The organism is Neochlamydia sp. AcF65 (assembly GCF_018342435.1).
Classification (GTDB): domain Bacteria; phylum Chlamydiota; class Chlamydiia; order Chlamydiales; family Parachlamydiaceae; genus Neochlamydia.
This window is the reverse complement of the sequence record NZ_JAEMUE010000012.1, coordinates 31,915-54,986: the sequence shown is the minus strand read 5'-3', so window position 1 is coordinate 54,986 and position 23,072 is coordinate 31,915. Positions and strand designations below refer to the sequence as shown.

14 protein-coding genes and 2 tRNA genes are annotated in these 23,072 nt (G+C 39.5%); 6 read left to right on the top strand and 10 right to left on the bottom strand.

Annotation, left to right across the window (positions count from 1 at the left end; genetic code table 11):
* Positions 1–64 precede the first annotated feature (64 nt).
* The 7 genes from NEOC65_RS00880 to NEOC65_RS00850 form a co-directional block, all read right to left on the bottom strand.
* Entirely contained in the window at positions 65–2,812 is a 2,748-nt protein-coding gene (locus tag NEOC65_RS00880) for a hypothetical protein (RefSeq protein ID WP_213155403.1), read from the bottom strand.
* Between the two features lie 659 nt (positions 2,813–3,471).
* Positions 3,472–4,392: a hypothetical protein gene (locus NEOC65_RS00875; RefSeq protein ID WP_166158380.1), complete on the bottom strand. Its 921-nt coding sequence runs from the start codon at positions 4,390–4,392 to the stop codon at positions 3,472–3,474.
* A gap of 167 nt (positions 4,393–4,559) precedes the next feature.
* Positions 4,560–5,816 carry an ATP-dependent Clp protease ATP-binding subunit ClpX gene (clpX, locus tag NEOC65_RS00870; protein ID WP_166158384.1) on the bottom strand — a complete coding sequence of 419 codons (1,257 nt, stop codon included), beginning with the start codon at positions 5,814–5,816 and terminating at the stop codon, positions 4,560–4,562.
* A 17-nt stretch (positions 5,817–5,833) separates the two neighbouring features.
* Complete coding sequence (locus tag NEOC65_RS00865; protein ID WP_166158387.1) at positions 5,834–6,439, bottom strand: ATP-dependent Clp protease proteolytic subunit; 606 nt, start codon at positions 6,437–6,439, stop codon at positions 5,834–5,836.
* Positions 6,440–6,502: 63 nt separating this feature from the next.
* A complete protein-coding gene (gene tig, locus NEOC65_RS00860; RefSeq protein ID WP_213155402.1) occupies positions 6,503–7,837 on the bottom strand; it encodes a trigger factor in 1,335 nt (444 codons plus the stop codon).
* Positions 7,838–7,947: 110 nt separating this feature from the next.
* Positions 7,948–8,019 (bottom strand) — tRNA-Gly (locus tag NEOC65_RS00855).
* Between the two features lie 33 nt (positions 8,020–8,052).
* Positions 8,053–8,124, bottom strand: a tRNA-Gly gene (locus tag NEOC65_RS00850).
* A gap of 774 nt (positions 8,125–8,898) precedes the next feature.
* On the opposite strand from NEOC65_RS00850, the gene NEOC65_RS00845 reads away from it, so the two are divergent.
* The 4 genes from NEOC65_RS00845 (at position 8,899) to NEOC65_RS00830 (ending at position 16,923) form a co-directional block, all read left to right on the top strand.
* A complete protein-coding gene (locus tag NEOC65_RS00845; RefSeq protein WP_213155401.1) occupies positions 8,899–12,384 on the top strand; it encodes a DEAD/DEAH box helicase in 3,486 nt (1,161 codons plus the stop codon).
* Between the two features lie 64 nt (positions 12,385–12,448).
* Positions 12,449–13,495, top strand: coding sequence for an MreB/Mrl family cell shape determining protein (locus tag NEOC65_RS00840; protein ID WP_174232801.1), 1,047 nt, complete (start codon positions 12,449–12,451; stop codon positions 13,493–13,495).
* A gap of 297 nt (positions 13,496–13,792) precedes the next feature.
* On the top strand, positions 13,793–15,580 hold the full coding sequence (locus tag NEOC65_RS00835) for a phosphoenolpyruvate carboxykinase (GTP) (protein WP_213155400.1): 1,788 nt from the start codon (positions 13,793–13,795) through the stop codon (positions 15,578–15,580).
* Positions 15,577–16,923 (top strand): LysM peptidoglycan-binding domain-containing protein, encoded by a 1,347-nt coding sequence (locus NEOC65_RS00830; RefSeq protein ID WP_166158399.1) that lies wholly within the window; start codon positions 15,577–15,579, stop codon positions 16,921–16,923. Before NEOC65_RS00835 ends, NEOC65_RS00830 begins: the two co-directional genes overlap by 4 nt.
* Before the next feature lie 71 nt (positions 16,924–16,994).
* Here NEOC65_RS00830 and NEOC65_RS00825 read toward each other — a convergent pair whose 3' ends face one another.
* Positions 16,995–18,353, bottom strand: a complete 1,359-nt coding sequence (locus NEOC65_RS00825) for an alanine/glycine:cation symporter family protein (protein WP_242678248.1) — start codon at positions 18,351–18,353, stop codon at positions 16,995–16,997.
* Between the two features lie 255 nt (positions 18,354–18,608).
* On the opposite strand from NEOC65_RS00825, the gene mnmE reads away from it, so the two are divergent.
* On the top strand, positions 18,609–19,988 hold the full coding sequence (mnmE, locus tag NEOC65_RS00820; protein ID WP_213155399.1) for a tRNA uridine-5-carboxymethylaminomethyl(34) synthesis GTPase MnmE: 1,380 nt from the start codon (positions 18,609–18,611) through the stop codon (positions 19,986–19,988).
* 4 nt (positions 19,989–19,992) lie between these two features.
* Positions 19,993–20,616 carry an endonuclease III gene (gene nth, locus NEOC65_RS00815; RefSeq protein WP_166158408.1) on the top strand — a complete coding sequence of 208 codons (624 nt, stop codon included), beginning with the start codon at positions 19,993–19,995 and terminating at the stop codon, positions 20,614–20,616.
* Between the two features lie 394 nt (positions 20,617–21,010).
* On the opposite strand, the gene rfbB is transcribed toward nth, so the two are convergent.
* Together rfbB and rfbA are read right to left on the bottom strand one after the other, a co-directional pair.
* A complete protein-coding gene (gene rfbB, locus NEOC65_RS00810; protein WP_249270171.1) occupies positions 21,011–22,084 on the bottom strand; it encodes a dTDP-glucose 4,6-dehydratase in 1,074 nt (357 codons plus the stop codon).
* Entirely contained in the window at positions 22,081–22,974 is an 894-nt protein-coding gene (gene rfbA, locus NEOC65_RS00805) for a glucose-1-phosphate thymidylyltransferase RfbA (RefSeq protein ID WP_213151897.1), read from the bottom strand. The genes rfbB and rfbA overlap by 4 nt, the downstream gene beginning before the upstream one ends.
* Positions 22,975–23,072 lie beyond the last annotated feature (98 nt).

The following is a 23,072-nucleotide window of genomic DNA, read 5'->3' as shown; positions in this document are numbered from 1 at the left end:
CTTCTCAACTGCTCTTTTCTTTATAAAATATAAATCTTTATTTTAAAAATTATTTTTAATATTTTTATACGGCCACTTCTAAAGCTGGATTGGTTCCTCCCATTTTGATGGTACCCGTATTGACAGCAGGAGCAAGCATTAAATCGTTGGCATAGACTAGCTTATTGGCAGGGTCCATCAATCGCTGGGTGAAGGTATATAGATCTAAAGAAGGCTTAATGTAGTCTTTAAAACTTTCTACGGTTGCTTCAAAAAGAGCCTCATTTTCTGTCTTTTTTATGCTGTCTAAATGGTCAGCAATGCTTCTGACTAATGAATAAGGTTGTGCGGCATCATGGATATCTTTAGCATTAGCATTTGCCGGTCCCACCAGGAGATCGGCGAGTTGCTGAGCTTGCTCTTGAGCTTTCTTTAAGCCTAATACGGGTAGATATACAGCAGTAATACTGCTTAAAAGCTCTTGGTGTAGGTTAGCTTGGGAAAGAGGATTGTTCTCAAGGGTGGCAGAGAAGGAAATGCCAGTAGCTACTCGGCGAGCTTCGTCTTTAGCCAACCCTTGTAGTCCCAGTTGATATTGCAAGTGGTCTCTTAAAGTAGCTTGAGAGATTTGTTCGGTGTTTGCTAATAAAGCAGAGGCAACTTTGTTGGCAATTTCAGAAGGCGTAGAGATTCCAGCAAGCGTTAAATTGCTGGCTAAATTACTAATGAACCGATTGGTATCTAAATCATTAGGAGTAAAGAAAGGATCGCTTGTAGCAGTAGGAGCAACACCTGCTATTGAACTGGCTATTTGTAAGGCGTCATTCGAAGAAAAACCTTGAGATTCCAAAGATTTTTTTAAGCCATCTCTAAAATCAACCTGAGAGGTAAAAAGCGGATCATAAAAGGCGGTAGAAGCAGCAGAAAGTGCATCAGCGGCCTGCTGACCTGTAATTCCGTTTTTAGTTAAGTTTTGGGCTAGGTTATTAAAAAATTGATTAGAAGCTGCTACAGAAGAAGTTTGCTGAAAAGAGGCTAAAACAGCATTTTGAAGCATTTGTTGAAGAGCACCTACGCCACTTGAGGGTAAACCTGCTTGTAATCCTAGAGCATTAGCAATTTGAGTAGATAACTGCTGGGCGGCATAGGCCTGGACAAAAGGATTAGAAGCAAAATCATTGATGCCTACCCCTTGTCCAGTTAAGCTAGCAATGGTGGATGAGCTGAGACCAGTCAAGCCTAATAATTGGGCGCCTAAACCAGATTGCCCTAAGGAAGAGGACAGTAAACTTAAAGCTACTCCTGCCGATGAGAGATTGATGAGCGCGCTTAAAGTGTTTAAAGCCTGGCTAGCGGCAGGGTTATCATTAAGGTCTTGTAAAGCAGAGGATAAGCTATTTTGAGCGATAAGATGCGTAACATTGCTAATAAAGCCTAAGGCTAAAGCTTTGCTTATATTGACACCATCAATAGTCCGGCCAGCTGCATCATTTTTTAGTAGATCAATCATCTGCTGGCCACTCACCAGGGAAGCACTGGCCAATATATTGGCAGTGGCTACTAAGGATACATCAATCGTTCCTGATTTTAGCACAGCACTAAATTTTTGATAATAAGCATTTTGATTTCCTTGGTTATGAAGCCTTGCGACGATGGAAGGCTCTAGAGAGGCTGCAATAGAAGCTAAGCCTGCAGTGTTGCTGTTGCCTGCTGCTGAATTGTTATTTGTCATCATTTGAGAAGCAAAGGAAGCAGGAAGACCCATTAAAGATGTTTTAACGGGTAAGTAATAATCAAGAAAGTCTCGCATATCTAGATTTAACTTTAAGCCCTTGTTGATTTGCCCTACGATAGCAAAGGTGAGCTGAAAAAGAGGTAAATAGATCGATTCAATTAAATCGGTAGGAGTGGCAGTGGGATAAGGAGTAAGCAACGGGATGGGCGAGGCATTAATGACGGCAGGGACATCTACGGGAGCTGGAGGTGCAGAAGAGGCTACAGGTAAAAGAGGAGCATAGGTAGAGAGTAATTCTTGTGGGGGAAGAGGCTCTAACCCATATCTTGCTCTTTTTTCGTTAATCTCGGCTAGCTTTTGATTGTTTGCGGTTGCTTGATTGTTATAAGCGTTGACAGCGTCATTGTAAGCATTAATTGTCTGATTACGGGAAGTGACATAGTTATTATAAGTATTAACAGCCTGATTATATGCCGCTTGTGCAGCATTGTAAGTAGCAGTGTTTTGGGCATATTCTTCAGCAGAAATATTACCGGCTAGAAAAGCTTGCGTTTGAGCTTGATAAAGGGTGTAGGCATTATTAAAGTTAATAGCTGCGTTATGGATACTCGTGGTGCTGCTATTATCTTGGGAAACGCCACTATTGTAGTCAGAAATTGGTATGTTTACTGAATTAATCCCATCATTAGCTGCTTGATTGAATTTTTGAGTTTCAGCTTGTAGAGCTAGAAGTTCGTTAAGGATTTGCAAGAGATTATTCGCATTATCGATAGAATTTTTGTAAAAATTGGATCGAAGCAGATTAATGAGGGCACTTTCGTCGTATGAGCTTTGCTTATTCATGCGCGTGGCAAGAGAAATTACTTGCAGATAAGAGAGAAGGGAGGGCTTGGGAATTTGAGGATTATCAGGATTAAAAATAACTAATCCTGGGTCAGCTAAAGCTCTACTAGCTAAGGTATCACCGGAAACTTGCGTAGAGGATGGGGAGGAAACCGAGGGGGAAGCATTGGAATTGGCTTTCAGCCCAGGGTCAGCGGCTGAGATGTTTTCAGTCGAAGGGTCTTGCTGGCTATTATTTGATACAGGGCTAACCATATTAACATCTCCTGTCTTTAAGGCTTGGGTATTAGAAACGAAAAATTCTTAAGCATTATTTTCTTTGTAGGGAATGTAAATGCAATGTGTATGCCTAATAGATTTTTTAGAAAGAAATTTTCTAAACCTTATAGTTTAATTATATTAAAAAATAAATTTACCATCAATTGTTTTTAAAAAAAATATTTATATTTTCTTTTTTTATGAGTAAATTAAGGTTTAAGAGGCTTACTTCATAAGTTTTAAGCTCGGCATTAATAAAAAAGATCACTTTATAATTTTTATTAAGCTTATGTGGCCGATCCACTGGCTTGCTATTCAGCGTAGCTTTTTTTCACTTTTTGAGTCCCTTTATGCCAACTAGGGCAGCACAAACCCTCCTTTAAAAAGGAGGGTGTAAAAGGTAAAGTCTTCGCAGAAATCAGGCCAATAAATTTACATTTAAGCTACAAAAGTTTTTTAGAAAAGCTGTTTTTTATTGGAAAGTCTATTTAAGCTGTCCCTGCTGATGCAGATACTTAATAAAAAACATTTTAGAAATTTGTCTGTCATCAATTTTTTTTATTCTTTATCTTTGAAGCCTAGCAGGATGATCAAATGGCTGGGTTAGCAAAGCTTATTTTTTTGATATAAGCCAATAGAGAAGAGGGAGGAGCGAGCTAATGATTATTAAAATCTTTCCAAAAAGAGTGGTGATGGAAAATTTGGCTAGCTTGAGGAAATAGCCTTCTTTCAATAAATTTACGCCAGGACCTAGAAATCTGGTCTAGGTTAATTTCCAAAGCTCCATAATGGGCATTGGGCATGGTGTTATGGATGTTTAAAGCGTCTATAAGCAATTTAAGCCAATATCTAGTATGCGAGAAATCATCTTCCAAATACAAGGCCGAATAGCGTATGACTTCAGGAGCCGTACGGTGGGTAATCATCCATCCTATGATGCGTTGTTTATAACGTAACGCTAAGCTATTTTCATATTCTATTAAGTTTTTTTCTCTTCCTAAAGGAAAAATGTAGTCGGGAATGCTCATCTGTTCCTGACGATGCATAAGATCTTGTCGTTCTTTATGAGTGATCTTCTTAAAAAGAAGTTCTTCAAAGCCAGCTTCTAAGGTAATATTTTTGTTCTGCCACCAGTGGAGATTAAAATCAGAGCGTTTAAAAAGACATTCGACAATTAAAGGCCTAGGGCCTTGCCACTTTTGCTCTAAAAACACCTTTTCCCATATAGAAGCCATAGGGCTTTCTTGAATGTAAGAAAAGGTTACTAAGGTGATAGAGAGCGAAGCTAGAAGCCTGGACATTTCCTCTAGAAGAAGCCGTGCCAGACGAGGATTAACATGGTGCTTGTCCAAATTTAACGCATGGATGTGAGCAGTATGCAACTGCAGGTGTGCTGTCGCTAAGATAATCCCTACCGGTTGCTCTTGCTCAACCAAGCCAATCCCATAGACAGGCGATTGGATTTCATAAGGATCTTGGCCCTTTAAGCAGCTATGCAGGGAGGAAGGTAGAAGTTGAGCGTAGCTTTCGCGAAGGCTTGCCTCTTGCAAGGGAAAGGTAAGAGGCGTAGCTTTCATGATAAATCCTGTAGGACAAGCCAACCAACGCGGTGGCTTTTAAAAAATTGAAAAGACTTTAATCCTCCTCCTTGCCAAGGAGTTGCGCCTGAGTAAAAGATTTGCCTTCTAACCCATTAGTTGCCTAAGGAGTGTTTTAACAGTTATTATGCATTTTCAAACACTCTTCAAGCAATCTTTTCAGTGTTTCTCTTAATCAGAGGCGCCTTTAAATCGGTAATGGTTTCTTTATCGATGATAATTTCTTCGATGCTGCTGTCAGAGGGAACTTCATACATTAGCTCTTTCATGCTACTTTCCAAAATCATCCGTAAAGCCCTTGCGCCTGTGCCAGCTTCCATTGCTTTATGAGCAATGGCATGGAGAGCTTCGTCTGTAAAGGTAAGCTTTACTCCCTCAAGTTCAAACATAGCCGCAAATTGCTTGGCAACAGCGTTTTTAGGCTTAATTAAAATATCTTTTAGATCTTCTAGTTTAAGTTCATTACAGTTGGCGATACTATTGAAGCGACCAATAAACTCAGGAATCATCCCAAATTGAACAAAATCTTCAGGCTCAGCTTTCGATAAGAGCATGCTCTTTTGGTTAGGATCGATACTTTCTTTAGATTCATTAGTAAATCCGATCGTGCTTCTTCCCAAACGCTTAGCTACCATTTTTTCAAGGTTTACGAAAGCTCCTCCTACAATAAATAGAATATTTTCTGTGTTAACTTTTATATATTCTTGGTTAGGATGCTTACGTCCTCCTTTGGGAGGTACATTAGCTATTGTGCCTTCAACTATTTTTAGAAGAGCTTGTTGCACGCCTTCACCAGAAACATCGCGGGTGATAGAAACATTCGCGGTGGTGCGGTTAATCTTATCAATTTCATCCACATAGATAATTCCCTGCTCAGCTTTAGCTACATCATAGTCAGCCGCTTGTAATAGACGCAGGATGATATTTTCAACATCCTCTCCCACATAGCCAGCCTCGGTAAGTGTCGTAGCATCAGCAATAGTAAAAGGGACATCGAGTATAGTTGCTAGTGTTTTAGCTATTAACGTTTTTCCTGAGCCGGTAGGACCAAAAAGAAGAACGTTAGATTTGCTAAAATCAATTTTATTTTCCGCATCTTCTTTATTTTTATTTAGCGCTTGTAAACGCTTGTAATGATTATAGACTGCCACAGAAATTGTTCGCTTGGCACTTTCCTGGCCAATAATATATTCATCCAACCGCTCTTTAATTTCTTTAGGTTTTAATAGCTTTAGCTCATGATTGGGTGTCTTTTTTTTGTCTAAAATTCCTGCACAAAGGCGAACACATTTATCACAAATATAGACGTTGGGTCCTGAAATAAGCTTTTCCACAGCTTCTTCTGAACGGCCACAGAAAGAGCAGGAAACTACTTCTTTAAGAGGCGTAGGTTTTTTTGACATCTTGACCTTTAAATAAATTATTTTTTAGGTGTAACAACTTCATCAATTAAGCCATACTCTTTTGCTTCAAGAGGACTCATATAAAAATCTCTTTCCGAATCTTGAGCAATTCTTTCTACTTTTTGTCCTGTAGCTTCAGCCATAATTTCATGAATGCGCTTTTTTAAATAAAGAATCTCTTTAGCTTGCAAGGCAATATCAGCAGAAGATCCGCCGACACCTCCAATAGGCTGATGAATCATAATCCGGCTATTAGGTAAGGCGTAGCGGTGGCCTTTTGTGCCTGCGGCTAGTAAAAGAGCTCCCATGGAAGATGCTTGGCCTATACAGTAAGTATTGATGCGGCAGCCCATCCATTGTAGGACATCGTAGATAGCTAAACCAGCAGTAATGTAACCCCCCATAGAGTTGATGTAAAGATTGACATCTTTTTTAGGATCTTCCATCTTTAAAAATAGAAGTTGAGCTACAACTACATTGGCTACATGATCAGTGATATCGGTTCCAATAAAAACGATGCGGTCTTTAAGTAAGCGGGAAAAAATATCCATCGATCGCTCGCCGCGCCCAGTATCTTCAATCACATAAGGGGTCAATGAGCTTTTTGGTCTTTCTTCATTCATAACAATCCTTCTTTCTTGTAGCTTCTTCAAACTTATAAGATGAAATATTCAGCAAGTCAAGTATTAATCTATATGCTGGGCTTGTTGGACAAGAAGGTCCTTAGTTTTTTGAGTGATTAAAAAACTATGCAGTCTTGCTCGCATATCTTCTGGTTTCATCGATTCGTTAATAAGAGAAGTGTCTTGGCTGAGCATTTGTTTCATAAACTCTTGCATGATTTCTTCTTGGGAAACCTCTATTTGATGATCGTCGGCTACCTCGCGTAGAAGATAGAATAGGCGATAAGTATTTTCAATGTTTTGAGTGATCTGCTGTCTGGCTTCTTCAGATTTTTTTTCAAGCTCCTCGGGGCTTAAGTTTGCTGCCCGAATATTTTTAAGCGCTTGCATGATTTGCAATTCTTTATCTTCTTTTGTCAATGAATAGGGAATATCAAACGGATATTTTTCTGCTAGCTGTTTTTCAATTTGGCGTCGTTGCTCCAGCTGGGCATACTCATCTGCACGCTTCTCTAAGTTTTTTTCAATACGGGCCTTTAATTCTTCTACGGTAGGAGCTCCGACTTTGGCAGCTAGCTCATCATTGAGTTCAGGAAGAAGGGCTTGTTGATGAGCTGTGATGGTAATTTTGCAGCGGGTAGGCTTGAAATTTGTAGGCTCAGAATGATCATGCGTAGGATCTTCACAAGTCTGTGCATGGGTAGAGTCTTGCTCACTCATGCCCTCTACGACGTCGTTAACATTTTTGCCAATAAGAAGATTGTATAACCATGCTCCTATCTTGCTCTTTTCTACCTGAAAGCGGGAGTCTTTACAGATTTCAAAGCCTTCATCCATATTTTCAATAGTTAAGTTAACGTAATCCCCTTCAATAATAGGATGATCTGCCTTATCTTCCCAAGTCGCATGCGAAAGTTGAATTTGCTGCAAAATTTCTTGGATCTGAGCAGGGCTAACAGGTTCCTTTTGGACTTTTTTAACGGTCAGTTCATCTGGCTTGACTTTTGGCACCCGTGGCTCTGCTTCATATTCGATGACTAAGTGGGCCCCTTTTTCAAGAGAAATTTCTTTAATTTGTGGGCGTTGGATGGCATCCCTACTAAAAGGGTAAGCGTGGGTAAGTTCAAGAGCTTCCTGGAAAGCAGTGTTGACAAGAAGATCGTTCCATTCTTGGTCGACAGGAGCTTTATAATTTTGCACGATAAAATTTTCAGGAGCCTTTCCTTTACGGAAGCCAGGCAAGGTCACTTCTTTATTAACATTTTTAATAGCTTTCTTGTAGGCCGCCTGAGTTGCTAGAGGAGAGACAGTAATCTCGAGTTTTATTTTACATCCTGGTGCACGTGAAAAAATAACATGAAGGTTATCATTTTTATATTCGTTTTGTTGAGCTGACACAAAAATACCTCATAATAAAAGATGGGGAGGAAAATAGAAAAAACTACTTATTTCAAAGGAGCAAAATTTTAAATTATCATAATCGGAAATTAAGAAGATATTGCTAAAGTAGCGGGTGATGAGATTTGAACTCACGACACTCACGTTGGCAACGTGATGCTCTACCCCTGAGCTACACCCGCAGTCTATTTCCTATGCATAAAAAGTTTGTCAATAGCGGGTGATGAGATTTGAACTCACGACACTCACGTTGGCAACGTGATGCTCTACCCCTGAGCTACACCCGCACGATTTTTAAGCGCAGAAGTGGAAGTATAAAAATATAAAGCTTTTCTAACAAGAAAAAAAGAGAGGTCACTAAAGGCTGTACGAAGAGGGTCTTTTTAAAATTTAAAGGCCCCTTAAGAAAAAAGTTTGGATGGAGACGCTTTAAGGATTATTTAGCTTCCACAAAAGTTGTATAATTTAAAAGATTAACAGGAGATATTTCGTGTTGCATTCATACTGAATGTTTTTGGCTGCCAGAAAATAAGATTTCTTTGTTTTCATAAAAATAAAAAGAAAAAAAATAGAGGTGCTCTATGAAGTTTAAGGCAAAAAGGCTAAGAAATAGAGCGATTCATGGTAAGCTTAGAGCCGATTATTGAGGGGGATTTTAAGCTTTAAGGAACATTAGATAAAAAAAGCTAAAAAATTTTTAAAAAGAGAGGTGGCAAAGGCAAAAAATGCTAGCCAAATCTACAAAATGGGCAACTAAATCTTTAAGGAGTAAAGAGGAAAAGACTTTAAATAGTTAAAAAATACCATGAGTGAGGATTTAAGCTATACAGGGATAAATATAAATTACAAGGAAGGTAAGGCAAAAGATAGGGAATAGGGGCCTTTTTTAGCTCTACTTTTTCTTAAAAATGTAGAGGATAGGGCAAAAAAAAATATAATAATACTTGAATTTATTTACGAATTTTAGTTTGTTTTGACAACATGATCTTAACTTTATATACTGCGCCGATGTGGACAGTAGCTCTTACCCTTCATTAAATATAAATTTTTAAGAATATAACATGCTAAACTTTCGAAAGCTTAAGCAAGATTACTCGTCTGCTTTATTAAAAGATGGAAAAGCTCTCTATGAAAAGGGGACAGTTTCGTCGGCAAAAATCGTCACTTTAGACGCTCAGCGTGTCCGTTTGAGTTGTAAAGTACAAGGGGCCTTTGAAAAAACTTACAATTGTGAAATAGAAATCGATCGGCGTGAATCAACTACCATAGATTCAGATTGCGATTGCCCTCATCAATATGACTGTCAGCATTTATCTGCTGTTTTGTTTTATTTAGAAGCGCATCTAGATGAAACTATTGTAAAATACTCTAAAGAGACCGATCTAGGCAAAAATCCAGCTATTGATGAATCTGAAAAGGAGACCCTACGTGAAACCTTTAAAGAAGCGGAAACTAAAGAAACGGTTCGCCGCAACAAAAAGCAGCAAAAAGAGCTGCTTATAGAATATGTAGGTGCCTCGGATGTCTTAGGAAAATCTCCTTTTTTTCTTCCCGAAGAAGAGCTAATACAAGATAAAGCAGAATTGGCTATCATCTTTTCCAATATAGCTCCTACCTCCACGCAATCTTATGTGGAAGTGCAGCTAGCTTTAAGGTTGCCCTTTCGTTCTAAGCCTTTAAATATCGCCAATGCTCGAGAGTTTTTGGATTCTTTGTGTTATCAAGAGCCTTTTTACATTGGAAATAAACGTTATTATTTCACTCTGCAATCTTTTGATGAAGATAGTGCCCAAACTCTTAAAATGCTGATGGATTTTGCGCGTTTCCCTGAAATAAAAGAAGATCGCAATTTACGCCTTATATACATTGATTTAGAAGCTTTTGGAAACCTTCTTGCTCAGGCTTATGAGGGAGCTATTGCTCGTCCTAAAGCTTTAAATACCTCCTATGAAGCAGAGGCTGAACATCCCTTGCTGCCTTGCTTTTATTGTGGTACTATGGAAGAGCCTTTACGCTATTCAGGCCAGTTTGGGAAGCTGCGTTTTGAATTAGAATATATAAAAGCAGATAGCCCTAAAATCTTGGTTAATCCCACTTTAATGATTGATGTTGATCAGCGAGTAACTTTACCTGAAGTGCGCCTCTTTGAATGTGCCAAGCCTGGCTTGTTGTATCAGAACAACTATTATAGATTTCAACCACGTATTCGACGAAAACATCTCCGTAATTTGCCAGCTATTCGTGATGTAACCATCCCTGAAGCTCTTTTTGGAACTTTTGTAGAAAATTCTTTACCTGAGCTTATGCGTTATGCAGATATTTATAATCGTGAGATTATCGATCGCTTTGTAACCCTGCCTTTTGTGGGTAAACTACGTGCTATTTGCGATATAAATTATTTAAATGGTGAGCTAGAAGCAGCTTTACAATTTATTTATGATGATATTGTTGTACCAGCGGCTCCCTCGCAAATTAATCCTAATCACATCTTACCCTTTGTCACCAAAGAAGGAATTTTAGCACGTAATTTGACTGAAGAGCAAAAAATCTTACGAGAACTCTTTCAAGATTTTATTTATGATCCCTCGACCGGTTTTTTTATTGCTAAAACAGATAAAAAAATTATTGAATTTATGACCGATACTATTCCTCATAATCAAGATCGTATTAAATTTAATTGCCCTGAAAATCTTTTAGATCAATTCATTTATGAAGAGACTCAATTCAAAATTCACCTTAAAGAAACCGAGCGTATTGATCAGTATGAAGTGCACATTAAGGTGAATGGGTATTTAAACGGCTTTACTTTAGATATGTTGTGGGAATGTTTATCGACAAAGCGTGCTTTTGTAGAGCTAGCACGAAAAAAGAGCACTAAAAAGAAAAATTCAGCTTCTAAATCGCATAAAATTCTCGTTTTAGAGCTTGATAAGCTGGCGCCGATTATCCAATTACTAGATGACATAGGGGTTAAACAGCTAGCAGACCATGTACAGGTTTGCCCTTTGTGGAGCTTATCAAGTATCGATGTCAAGGCTTACCAAGGTTTACCGCTAGATATTACCATGAGCCCTAAGCTAAAACTCATTCAAGAGCAGATGTTAGGCATGGCTATTCCTTGCACAAGTGTTATTCCTAAAAATATTCAAGCCTCGCTTAGATCCTATCAAAATGAAGGGGTAAGCTGGCTTAATCGTTTACGTGACATGCATTTGAACGGTATCCTAGCTGACGATATGGGCCTAGGAAAAACTTTGCAATCGATTATTGCAATTACGCAGCATAAACTTGAGCATCCAAAAGCTATTTCTCTCGTTGTTTGCCCTACTTCTTTGGTTTATAATTGGAAAGAAGAGATTGGTAAGTTTAACCCTCAGCTTAAAGTATTAGCTGTAGATGGCACTCCTACGCAACGTAAAAAATTATTAACCTCTATTCGAGACTTCGATGTCATTATTACCTCTTATAGCCTTTTACAAAAGGATGTAGATTTCTATATTACTATTAAGTTCGGTTATTGCATTCTAGATGAGGCCCAGCATATTAAGAATCGTGGAACCCGCAATGCCAAATCAGTAAAAATGATACAGGCCGCTCATCGTCTAATTCTCACAGGTACACCTATAGAAAATTCATTAGATGAGCTATGGAGCTTGTTTGACTTTTTAATGCCTGGCTTGCTCAGCAGTTATGAAAGGTTTGTGGAAAAATATATTCGGCATCCTTCCCAGCCAGCCGGCTCCCAACTGGAAATTTTACGCCACAAAGTTTCTCCTTTCATTTTACGGCGCATGAAGCAAGACGTACTTTCCGAACTACCGCCTGTCTCTGAAATTGTCTATCATTGCCATCTTTCAGAGGCTCAGCGCGAGCTTTATCATTCTTATGCCGCCTCGGCAAGGGAAGAACTCTCTAAGCTAGTCAAGCGGGAGGGCTTTGAAAAAATTCAGATTCATGTGTTGGCTACCCTGACTCGTTTGAAACAGATTTGTTGCCATCCAGCAATCTTTGCTAAAGACAAAGCGGAAATGGGGGATTCTTCTAAATACGATATGTTGATGGAGTTGCTACAAACTCTTATAGAGGGAAAGCATAAAACTGTCATTTTCAGCCAATATACGCGCATGCTTAATATCATGCGTGAAGATTTACAAAGGCAAGGTATACCTTTTGAATATCTTGATGGAGCGAGTAAGAATCGTTTAAATATTGTAAAAAAATTTAACGAAGATCAAAATATCCCTGTTTTTCTAGTATCTTTAAAGGCCGGAGGTACTGGACTAAATCTTGTCGGAGCTGATACAGTCATTCATTATGATATGTGGTGGAATCCGGCCGTAGAAAATCAGGCAACAGATCGTGTGCATAGAATTGGGCAAAAAAATGCCGTTTCAGCATATAAATTGGTGACACTCAATACCATCGAAGAAAAAATCATGGAGCTGCAGAATCGTAAAAAAGGTCTTGTGAAAAAAGTCGTAAGCTCAGATGACGAAGCTATCTCGAAATTGACTTGGGAAGAGGTGTTGGAGTTGTTGCAAACATAAAAGGTACAATAGAGGCCCTATGAGTAAGAAAAATCAATTAGGAATCAAAGATAACTTCAGTAAAATGGCCCGTTCTGCTTTTGGGCAGCTTACTAAGTTCCGTGGCGTCTTCTCAAATGATATTGGTATCGATCTTGGAACAGCTAACACCTTAGTTTTTGTTAGAGGAAAAGGCATCGTTTTAGCAGAGCCCTCCGTTGTGGCGGTTGATTCTACTACTAATGAAGTTCTGGCTGTCGGCCAAAAAGCAAAAGCGATGTTAGGCAAGACTCCTCGTAAGATACATGCCGTCAGGCCGATGAAAGACGGGGTTATTGCGGACTTTGAAATTGCCGAAGGTATGCTTAAAGCTTTAATTAAACGTGTGACACCTTCACGTAGCTTATTTCGACCTAAAATTCTTATCGCTGTTCCTTCAGGTATCACAGGAGTAGAGAAGCGTGCAGTAGAGGATTCTGCCCTGCATGCTGGTGCTCAAGAGGTCATCCTTATAGAGGAGCCTATGGCTGCAGCCATTGGGGTCGATTTGCCTGTCCATGAAGCTTCTGCTAATATGATTATTGACATTGGAGGAGGGACGACAGAAATTGCTATTATCTCTTTAGGGGGCATTGTAGAATCCCGTTCTTTAAGGATTGCAGGTGATGAGTTTGACGAGTGCATTGTCAATTATATGCGCCGCACTTACAATTTGATGATCGGTCCTCGAACTGCGGAAGAAATTAAGATGACCATTGGGTCAGCTTATCCCTTGGGAGGCAACGAGCTAGAGATGGAGGTCCGCGGACGCGATCAAGTGGCAGGGCTGCCTGTAACCAAAAGAATCAATTCCGTAGAAATTAGAGAATGCTTAGCTGAACCTATTCAACAAATTATTGAGAGCGTTAAGCTGACGTTAGAAAAGTGTCCTCCTGAATTAGCGGCCGATTTGGTGGAAAGAGGCATGGTTTTAGCCGGAGGGGGGGCTTTGATTAAAGGAATTGACAAAGCCTTGATTAAAGAGACTGGCTTACCAGTCATCATCGCTCAAAATCCTTTACTTGCCGTATGTTTGGGCACAGGAAAAGCCCTAGAATATTTGGATAAATTTAAAAGACGTAAACAACTGTAAATGATAGGTAAATAGGTAAGCATTAGCAGGCAGAGTTTAAAGCTAACCAAGCTAATCTTAAGATCTCAAGAGACCCAACATTTAAAAAAATCTTAGATGCTTTTAAGAGAATGCTAAAAATGAGATAAATGGTTATCAAGCAATCGTGTCGTGTTAGAATTCATATTTTTCATTTTCTCCTACCTTACTTATTAAGCTTGTTTAGATAAAAGATAAATCCATACTCATCCTTAGTGATACCTATTAAATTTGTTAGGCTTAGCTAGATGAGGATAAGGGTGCTTAAAGGGTGGGAATATGAAAATTCAAAATCCGCGTCTTAACGAATGGATTGAAGAGATGCGGCAATTAACGCAACCTGATCGCCTTATTTTATGCGACGGTTCTTTAGCTGAGTATGACCAGCTATGTGAGCAAATGTTAAAAGCTGGCTCTTTTCTTAAACTTAATCCTAGTAAGCGTCCCCATAGTTTTCTTTGCCGTTCCGATCCCCGCGATGTCGCGCGTGTAGAAGAAAGTACTTTTATTTGTTCAAAAAATAAGGAAGATGCTGGGCCTACCAATAATTGGCGCGATCCTCAGGACATGAAAAAAACTTTGAAAGCTCTTTTTAAAGGATGTATGCGAGGACGCTCCATGTATGTTATTCCTTATAGCATGGGTCCTTTAGAATCTGATATCTCCCATATAGGAGTAGAGCTTACAGACTCGCCCTATGTCGTCGTCAGTATGCACCTTATGACTCGTATGGGTCAAAAAGTGTTGGATGTGTTAGGGGAGAGTGGCTCTTTTATACCCTGTATTCATTCTGTAGGAAAGCCTTTGGTTAAGGGGGAGAAAGACACCCCTTGGCCTTGTAATCCTGATCATCGATATATTGTACATTTTCCTGAAGAGCGTACCATTTGGTCTTTCGGGAGTGGCTATGGAGGGAATGCTCTTTTAGGTAAAAAATGTTTTGCTTTACGTATTGCTTCAGTTATGGCAAGGGATGAAGGATGGCTAGCAGAACACATGCTTATCCTAGGGATTACTAACCCTCATGGAGAGAAAAAATATATAGCCGCAGCTTTTCCTAGTGCCTGTGGAAAAACAAATTTAGCCATGTTGACCTCTACCCTCCCCGGCTGGAAGGTGGAAGCCATTGGTGATGATATTGCCTGGATGAAATTTGACACCGATGGGCATTTATATGCTATTAATCCGGAAGCAGGCTTTTTTGGCGTGGCACCAGGCACCTCGCTGAAATCTAATTCTCAGGCTATGCGGAGCATTGAACGCAATAGCATTTTTACCAACGTGGCCTTGACAGAGGAAGGCGATGTGTGGTGGGAAGGAATGACAGAACAGATACCTAAGCATTTAAAGGATTGGTTAGGCCAGGATTGGACTCCTACCTCTAAAGCTGCAGCTGCACATCCAAACTCTCGTTTTACCGTGCCAGCTTCTCAGTGCCCAGCTATGGACCCAGCTTGGCAAGATCCAAAAGGGGTGCCCATTTCCGCCATTGTATTTGGTGGTAGACGTTCCTCTCTGCAACCTCTGTGTTTGGAATCATTTAGCTGGCAGCATGGTGTTTTTTTTGGTGCGACTGTCTCATCAGAGATGACTGCCGCTGCTACAGGAACGGTAGGTAAGTTACGGCGCGATCCCTTTGCTATGCTGCCATTTTGCGGATATAATATGGGAGACTATTTTGCTCATTGGCTTTCTATGGAAAAACAGACTCATTCTGGAAAATTACCCAAAATTTTTTACGTTAATTGGTTTAGAAAAGGAGAGAAGGGTGAGTGGCTTTGGCCAGGCTATGGTGAAAATATTCGTGTGTTGAAATGGATTTTTGAACGTTGCGCTGGCGTAAACCATGCAATTGAATCACCTTTAGGCTATGTTCCTAGCCCTGGAGCTCTTGACTTAAGTAATTTGCCTATCACAGAAGATGCCCTGGCAAACCTTTTTCATATAGATAAAGAACAATGGAAAAAAGAGGTGCAGGAAACTAAAGCTTACTTCAAAATGTTGGGTGACCGATTACCCAAAAGTCTGCTGCAAGAAATTCTTTCCCTTGAGTCACGATTGCAATGAATCTCGATAATCTTCATTTAAAGTATATACGCAGGCTTATCCTAGTTTTAACCGCTAGTGGAGCTTTAAATATTATTCTCCTTTCCCTCTGCTTTTATTGGTTTATTAAAGATGCTCCGCCTCCCCTTTATTTTGAGCAAAAGCCTGCCTTAAAACAAGAACAACAAGCTCCTTTAGCTAGCACAAAAGGAAATATTGAATTAATCCATTATTTTCGTTCTTTGTCTTTCGATCAATTGATAACTAGGCTTTCAAATCATCAGCTGATAGAAAATGGTTATACTCAAAGGGATATTGCGCTAGCTTGCTTGGTTGCATTTCATCATTTCGATTTATCGCGTGCTTTATTGGGCCATCAACCTTTGGCTCAGCAACGTTCGATTATCTATGGCCAGCTTAGAAGTGGGCAACCAGCTATCATTACTGTATATCCAGGATTATCGGACGAAAATTTTCAAGCGGTTATCCAATTTGCTAACACTGAAAGATGGCCTTTAACCAGCAAAGGGCTATTTTTGCAGCTTAAAAAATTTAAAGATCGGGAGGATGCTAGTTTATCCGATGCTTTTTTTATGACTTCAGAGTTTCTTGCTGTAGAATGGCTTTTTAATCGAGCTGAAGTGCCAATAAGTAAAATAGAGCTGCAAAATATGCTATTGGATGGTACATGGGGCATGCTGTCAGGCTTTGCCGAGCAGCAAAAAATTGTCCAAGATCTTTCAGCTGCTAGAAGGCAACGTTTTTTATTAGAATATATAGATTGTCAGTCCAAACATGCGGCTTATCTACTATTGAAAGTAGATGGAGAGTTTGCTTTGAATAAACTGGATGATTATCATGTAGTGGCTTTATTAGCACTATTAGAAGATAAAACTTCTGAGAGTGAAAAGTATGCTTTAGACCTGCTGGACAGGCCACGCAGTGATAACGTATGGAAAGCTGCAGGAGCTAAGTTATACCAGTATGCAGGCGATCTGATTCCTGAAAACAATTTACCTCATGGCGCCATGAAGCGCTTTGTCTTAGGGCCTTCTCCCGCCGAAACGCCTCTTAAGCGGCCTATAATCCGAGAAAATCCCTCTAAGCCTCTTGCCCCTCTATCATCTCCTAGTCCAACCCCATTTAATTCTTCTCCTAAAAAGCCTGCTAGCCAAACGTTAGCACCTAAAGCCTCTAAGTCACCTACTTCTTCTCCTTCAGATCGTTTATATATTGTTCAAGAAGGAGATTCTCTATGGAAAATTTCTCGGCGCTTTAAGGTCGATATTGAGGTTTTGCGCAACTACAATAAACTTAAAACAGATGATCTGAAACCCGGCACACCTTTAAGAATTCCTTCTTAAGGTGTAAAAACTTTAGAAATTTAGCCCTTTTTCATTCAACTGAACGCTTTTTTTCGATTTTTAAAACTTAATTAAGCGCTTTCTTTGCCTATAGCGTTTTTTTTAGCCTTTAATTTATCATCCTTAAAATAGGCCCGACTATCGATAATTACTTCGTTAGCAAGACCTGCAATGCCTATCAGATTAACAACTAGCATACAAGTAATGCATAGATCAGCAAGATCCCATACTAAATTTATCTGAATTAAAGTTCCTAGGGGAATCAGTAAAATATAAAGATAGGTAAAGGGGCGTGCAAAACGATGCCCTCCTAGATAGGTGATCGCTTGTGTGGCACAGTAAGCCCAGGCAAGAATGGTAGTGAACCCAAACATAATTAGGGCAATGATGACCACATATTCACCGATTTGATGTCCCAGGCCTATACGAAAAGCATAAGTGACCATATTGGTGCTTTGTAGATCACCGTGCTGCCAAGCACCCGTAGTCAATAAAACAAGGCCTGTCATCGTGCATACAATCAAAACCATACAAGGAGCCACAAGAGATACAAGCCCATCGATTACAGGATGTTCTGTACGTGCACTTGCTTGTAAAATGGGTACAATTCCGGTACCTGCATCTGTAGCAAAAATTGCTCGGTTAAAGCCAGTAGTAATGGCTTTTAAGGTGCTAATTCCTATGATACCCCCCGCTGCTGCTTGAAAGTTGAAAGCAGAGGTGAACATTAATTGCAAAGCAGGCCAGACTTTCTCACGATTTAAGTAGAGGATAATCAAAGTAAAAGTAAGATATAAAAAAGCTTTTAAGGGCACAATGATGGAGGCAAAGCGCGCGATTCTTTGAATGCCGCCTAATAAGACGAGTCCAATAAAGAAAGCAAATATAAAGCCGCACAATAAAGGGGGAAAGCCCATCTTTTGGATAGGAAGCGTCATGGAATTGATCTGAGCAAAATTACCTACCGCTAGGGCAGCAAATAGGGTGAAAACGCAAAATATTTTAGCTAGACTGTTTAAGCCAAGCCCTTTACTTAGATAGTACATAGGGCCGCTTACATACTCTCCACCTTCATCTTTCTGGCGATATTTGACGCCCAAAATACAGCTCGAATATTGGATAGCTGAGCCAAAAAAAGCAATGATCCACATCCATATCAAAGCCCCTGGTCCACCTGTTGAGAGGGCTATAGCCATACCGGAGATATTGCCGGTGCCAAAATTTCCTGCCAATACGGTAGAAATGGCTTCAAAATAGCTAATATTTCCTTGTGCGTTTTTTTGTTGTTTAAGTAAATAACCAAAGCTGTTTTTGAGCCTAGCAATTTGAAAGCCACGAAGTTTTATAGTGAAATAGAGGCCTAAAAGTATGATAAAGGGAAATACAACATACAAGGTGAAAATTTGATTGGTCCTTTCTAAACTTGGCATGATGTAAAGGTCCATTAAATTCTCAATTTTATTAGTTAATAGTTCTTTAGAAAAAAATAGTAAAAAATGAAAGAATTCCTTTAGAGATAGGGAAAAGGGTAAAAAAGTTAGCAGAAAAATTAATTTCTGCATCCAGGCAAAATATCACAAAATAAGCTGGCTTTCAAGAAGATTATTTGAAAGCTAGTGGCTGCATTCTTGATTTAAAGCTTGGCATATTGTATTATTTTTTAGTAATTTACAATTTTTTTATCTATGGATTTTATACATCAACCTTATGTACCTGGCGAGACAATTGCTGCTATAGCCACCCCCCCGGGAGAAGGAGGAGTGGCGATTGTCCGGATATCGGGCAATCAAGCTTTTGACGTAGCAAAGAAAGTTTTTTCCGGTCCTGTGCATAGCTATAAGTCCCATACGGCTCATTATGGTCAAATACGCGACTTGAATAATCAGTTTATCGATGATGTGTTGCTCTTGGTCATGCGTGGACGCCGCTCTTATACAGGAGAAGATACTGTGGAAGTGCAATGCCATGGGGGTAGCTTGATTACTCGCCATGTATTAGAAGTTATATTAAAAGCAGGTGCAAGAGCCGCTCGTCCGGGCGAATTTACTTTTAAAGCATTTATGAATGGTAAGCTAGATCTGGCGCAAGCTGAGGCAGTACAATCTTTGATTGGTGCTAAGAATGAATATGCCCTTCAGGCAGCAGAAAGTCAGCTAAAAGGCTCCCTATCCGCGAAAGTGCTAGGCTTTCAAGAACGTCTCACCTTGATCGCCGCTATTTTAGAGGCCTGGGTTGATTTTCCCGAAGAAGGGCTTGAATTTACTACACTAGAAGAGATTTACCAGGATTTGGAGGCTGTTGTTGTAGATATGCAATCTCTTTTTAACACATTTCGCGACGGAAAAATATTACAGGAAGGAATTTCACTTTGTTTGGTAGGTTGTCCCAATGTAGGCAAATCTTCTTTAATGAATGCACTCCTCGATAAAGAGCGGGCGATTGTCTCTCATTTTCCTGGAACAACACGCGATATTGTCGAAGATGAAATACGTTTAAATGGGCTTAATTTGCGCTTGCTAGATACAGCAGGGATTCGGGTGACAGATGAGCTGGTTGAGCAAGAGGGCATTCGTCGCTCCAAAGAAGCTATGGGGCAAGCTGATCTTATTCTTCTTGTGTTAGATGCTACAAAAGGGATCGAGGAACAGGATCACTTTTTGCTTAAGGAAGTCCCTGCTGCTAAGACGATTGTGATATGGAATAAGATCGATTTGCCACATGTATCTTTACCTGTTATCGCTCATCTACCCTATGTAGTGCCCTTATCGGCAAAACAAAAAACGGGACTCGATAGATTACGGCAGGTGATCGACTCTGTCATCTGGAAAGAAGGACCTCCTTCTAAAGAGGAGGTGTTGATTACTAATGTCCGCCATCGAGAAGCCCTACACCTCTCTATTCAAGCAGGCCAAAATGTCTTATCAGGTTTAAAGGAGAATATCTCTCCAGAGTTTTTATCGCTGGACATGCGGCAATGCTTAACTGAACTGGGGAAAATTATTGGAACAAACATTTCGGAAGATATATTATCCGCCATATTTTCGACATTTTGCATCGGTAAATGATTAGATGGATAGAAAAGAAAAAGCAGCCAAAATTTTTACAATATTAAACAAGCTTTATCCTAATCCTCCTATTCCTCTTATACATAAAGATCCTTATACCCTCCTCATAGCTGTGCTATTGTCTGCTCAATGTACCGATAAATGCGTTAATCAAGTGACCCCTAAGCTTTTTGCTAAAGCCGATACGCCCGAGAAGATGGCACAGTTAGACATAGAAGATATTCAAAAGATTGTCCGTCCTTGTGGGCTTTCTGCACGTAAGGCTGCTGCTATCCATCGTCTTTCAGCAATCCTTGCAGAGAAATATCAAGGCAAGGTGCCTGATACTTTTGAGGAATTAGAAGCCTTGCCAGGCATTGGCCATAAGTCTGCCTCTGTGGTCTTAAGTCAATCTTTTGGCAAACCTGCTTTCCCAGTAGATACTCATATCTATCGATGCGCCCTACGTTGGGGGCTAAGCAAGGGAAAAACAATTGCAGCAGTAGAAAAAGATCTTAAGCTCCTTTTCCCTCCAAAAACTTGGAATAAATTACATCTCCAAATCATTTATTTTGCGCGTGAATACTGTTCTGCTCGTCATCCTCATGCGGATAAATGTCCTATCTGCAGGATGATAACCCCAACGTAAGGGAGATTATAGTTTATATAGGTTTGTAAGGCAGACAAGTTAACAAAAAGCATTCTTTAAAATGTTTTAGAAGAATAGTTTGTAAAGAAGCTGCTTTAAAAGCCTATGTTTTCGTAAATTTCGAAAACTTTAAGATGAATAAAATGTTCTTTTTCTTAAAATAAATTTTAAGACAAAGGCTTTGAAGAATCAAAGTGGAAAATTTTAAAAACAACCTCTTATCTATCTATCTATCTATCCTCTTAAAAGGAAAATTTAGGATTTGATTACCTTGCTTTGTTTCTTTGGCAAAGCAAGCAAAGCTAATTTTTATAAAAATTAAAGAGTGGGGGTTACCTAGGCATTCCTTGGCCTAAGAAGATAAAGATGCTTAAAAAAATTTAATTTTAGCATCTTATTTGCATGGAGAACGGTTTGCGTAGTTGGTGTCTATCCATTTTAAATAAGCGCCCGATTGAACATTTTCAATCCAAAGAGGATGATTGATGTACCATAGGATAGTTTCCTTAATGCCTTGGAAGAAGTTATGATCAGGATGCCAGCCGATTTCTTTCTTAATTTTGGAGCAATCAATGGCATAGCGGAAGTCATGCCCGGGGCGATCTTGCACGTATTCAATGAGTTCAATATAAGGCTCTTTATTAATCTGCTTAATCTCGGCAAAAATTTTGATGATTTCATGGATGAGATCGATGTTGCGCCACTCCTCTTCCCCTCCGATATTGTAAGTTTCTCCTGAATTCCCTTTCTCCAGTAACATCCAAAGCGCTTTGGCATGATCTTCCACATACAACCAGTCACGTACATTAGTACCTTGCCCATAAACAGGTATTGTTTTTTTTCTTAGACAATTAATGATAGTCAAAGGAATAAGCTTTTCAGGGAAATGATAAGGACCATAATTATTGCTGCAGTTGGAGATGCAAGTAGAGAGGTGGTAAGTTTTTCCATAAGCTCGTACGAGATGATCAGAGGAAGCTTTTGAAGCAGAATAAGGGGAATTGGGTGCATAGGGGGTTGATTCTGTAAAAAAGCCTGTACTTCCTAAGCATCCATAGACCTCGTCGGTAGAAACATGATGAAAATGGATGTGAGGGAGCTTGCGGATCACTTCTAAAAGATGAAAGGTACCTAGTACATTGGTCTCAATAAACTCTTTAGGTCCATGAATACTACGATCGACATGACTTTCGGCTGCAAAATGAATGATAGTATTAATCGCATATTTACGGCACAGATGCTCAATAAACACTTCGTCCTTTATGTCACCTTGATAGAAAAGATAGCGTGGATCATTTTCTACTTCTTTTAGGTTTTGAGGATTGCCAGCATAGGTTAATAGATCAAGATTAAGACATAAGCCTTTAAAGTGAGGGACATTTCTAAGAAGATAGCGGATAAAGGCTGAGCCAATAAAACCTGAACCTCCGGTAACCAGAATATTGCTAATCTCTCTTTTTATCTTCATACATGACCCTTTAAAATATTATTTTCTTTTTCAGCAATATCTAACAGATATTGGCCATATCCACTTTTACCTAATTTTTCTCCCAAAGCATAAAGTTGTTCTAGGGAAATAAATTTTTGATGGTAAGCAATTTCCTCAAGTGCCGCAATACAGTAGCCCTGCCGCTCTTCGATCACTTGTACAAATTGGCTTGCTTGCATCAAGCTTTCATAAGTTCCTGCATCTAACCAAGCGAAGCCTCTGCCCATGATATTTAGGGAAACTTGACCTTTTTCCATATAGATACGATTAATATCGGTAATTTCTAATTCGCCTCTTGCCGAGGGTTTTAAACTTTGAGCAATTTCTACCACTTGATTGTCATAAAAATAGAGGCCGGTGACAGCAATATTGGATTTTGGCTGGGCAGGTTTTTCTTCTAAAGAGATTACTAGGCCTTTTTCATTTACTTCCGCGACACCATAACGTTCGGGCGATTTGACTTCATACCCAAAGAGAGTAGCGCCAATTGCTTTTGAAAGAGCTTTCTCTAGCAAAGGCTCTAGATGGTTGCCGTAGAAGATATTATCCCCTAAGATTAAGCAAACAGCATCGTTGCCAATGAAATCTTGGCCAATAATAAATGCTTCAGCAAGGCCGTTTGGTTTAGCTTGTACGGCGTAACTTAGCGATAAGCCATATTGCGAGCCATCACCCAAAAGTCTTTTAAATAAAAATTGTTCTTCAGCTGTCGTGATGATAAGAATATCTTGGATATGAGCTAACATCAGAATAGAGAGGGGATAATAGATCATGGGTTTGTTATAGACAGGAAGTAGCTGTTTAGAAACTCCTATGGTTAGGGGATGCAAACGCGTGCCGCTGCCACCTGCTAAAATAATACCTTTCATTGTTTTATGCCTTGTAAGGTAAGAATTTATGAAAATATCTTAAGATTTTAAAGGATGTTATGAATGTTGCAGGAATTTGTCAATTTTTTTGAACAGCG

Excerpts from the sequence above, each read along its gene's own strand:
- NEOC65_RS00880 (WP_213155403.1), bottom strand. The coding sequence starts at position 2,812 with ATGGTTAGCCCTGTATCAAATAATAGCCAGCAAGACCCTTCGACTGAA.
- rfbB (WP_249270171.1), bottom strand. The coding sequence starts at position 22,084 with ATGAAGATAAAAAGAGAGATTAGCAATATTCTGGTTACCGGAGGTTCA.
- NEOC65_RS00865 (WP_166158387.1), bottom strand. The coding sequence starts at position 6,439 with ATGAATGAAGAAAGACCAAAAAGCTCATTGACCCCTTATGTGATTGAA.
- NEOC65_RS00830 (WP_166158399.1), top strand. The coding sequence starts at position 15,577 with ATGAATCTCGATAATCTTCATTTAAAGTATATACGCAGGCTTATCCTA.
- NEOC65_RS00875 (WP_166158380.1), bottom strand. The coding sequence starts at position 4,392 with ATGAAAGCTACGCCTCTTACCTTTCCCTTGCAAGAGGCAAGCCTTCGC.
- NEOC65_RS00835 (WP_213155400.1), top strand. The coding sequence starts at position 13,793 with ATGAAAATTCAAAATCCGCGTCTTAACGAATGGATTGAAGAGATGCGG.
- NEOC65_RS00840 (WP_174232801.1), top strand. The coding sequence starts at position 12,449 with ATGGCCCGTTCTGCTTTTGGGCAGCTTACTAAGTTCCGTGGCGTCTTC.
- rfbA (WP_213151897.1), bottom strand. The coding sequence starts at position 22,974 with ATGAAAGGTATTATTTTAGCAGGTGGCAGCGGCACGCGTTTGCATCCC.
- NEOC65_RS00825 (WP_242678248.1), bottom strand. The coding sequence starts at position 18,353 with ATGCCAAGTTTAGAAAGGACCAATCAAATTTTCACCTTGTATGTTGTA.
- mnmE (WP_213155399.1), top strand. The coding sequence starts at position 18,609 with ATGGATTTTATACATCAACCTTATGTACCTGGCGAGACAATTGCTGCT.
- NEOC65_RS00845 (WP_213155401.1), top strand. The coding sequence starts at position 8,899 with ATGCTAAACTTTCGAAAGCTTAAGCAAGATTACTCGTCTGCTTTATTA.
- clpX (WP_166158384.1), bottom strand. The coding sequence starts at position 5,816 with ATGTCAAAAAAACCTACGCCTCTTAAAGAAGTAGTTTCCTGCTCTTTC.
- nth (WP_166158408.1), top strand. The coding sequence starts at position 19,993 with ATGGATAGAAAAGAAAAAGCAGCCAAAATTTTTACAATATTAAACAAG.